The 918-nt window shown below is 64.1% G+C and carries 1 protein-coding gene; it reads right to left on the reverse strand.

From position 1 onward, the window contains the following. Nucleotides 1-163: 163 nt before the first annotated feature. The gene (nfuA, locus tag P3W75_RS18010) at nt 164-748 is read right to left on the reverse strand and encodes a Fe-S biogenesis protein NfuA (RefSeq protein WP_276228677.1); all 585 of its coding nucleotides are present in this window, start codon (nt 746-748) and stop codon (nt 164-166) included. Nucleotides 749-918 lie beyond the last annotated feature (170 nt).

The following is a 918-nucleotide window of genomic DNA, read 5'->3' on the forward strand; positions in this document are numbered from 1 at the left end:
GCACCGGGAAGAAATGGCGTCAGCCGGAAACGGCGGTTCGCGAGCAAGCTCGCTCCTACGGGGTGCGGGCGGTACGGGGCAATGAAAAACGCCGTTTCCCTTCGGCAGGGAAACGGCGTTTTTGCTTCAGCGGGCCTTACGGCCCACCGCGCGAATCACCCACTCAGTAGTAGGCGTTCTCGCGGTTGCTGTGGTCGGTCACGTCGCGCACGCCCTTCAGCTCCGGGATGCGCTCGATCAGGGTCTTCTCGACGCCATCCTTGAGGGTCATCTCGACCGCGCCGCAACCCTGGCAACCGCCGCCGAAACGCAGCACGGCGATGTTGTCCTCGACCACTTCGACCAGGCTGACCTGGCCGCCGTGGCTGGCCAGGCCCGGGTTGATCTCGGTCTGCAGGTAGTATTCGATGCGCTCGTTGAGCGGGCTGTCCTCGTTGACCATCGGCACCTTGGCGTTCGGCGCCTTGATGGTCAGCTGGCCGCCCATGCGGTCGGTGGCGTAGTCGACGATGGCGTCTTCCAGGAACGGCTCGCTGATGCCGTCGATCCAGGCGGTGAAATCCTTCAGGCCGACCGGGGTGTCTTCCGGCTTCTGCTCGCCCGGCTTGCAGTAGGCGATGCAGGTTTCCGCATACTGGGTACCCGGCTGGGTAATGAAGACGCGGATGCCGATACCGGGGGTGTCCTGCTTGGCCAGCAGTTCGGCCAGGTAACCCTGGGCAGCTTCGGTGATGGTGATGGCGCTCATGGCAACTCCTCGCAAACGTGGGAGCAGTTTACGCCATTCGGCCCCCCGGGAGAAAGCCCTACCAATTTAGTAGGAATAGTTCGCAACGCGGTGCCCGCCTGCTCCCCGCTTACCCATATCGCCACGGCAACGTCACTGGGTCCCCGCGTTCGCGGGGATGACGCGCCAAA

It is taken from the genome of Pseudomonas citronellolis, assembly GCF_029335315.1.
Taxonomy (GTDB): Bacteria; Pseudomonadota; Gammaproteobacteria; order Pseudomonadales; family Pseudomonadaceae; genus Pseudomonas; species Pseudomonas citronellolis_A.

What these genes read in the sequence shown, in the direction of transcription:
- nfuA (WP_276228677.1), bottom strand. Translation starts at nt 748, where the DNA reads ATGAGCGCCATCACCATCACCGAAGCTGCCCAGGGTTACCTGGCCGAA.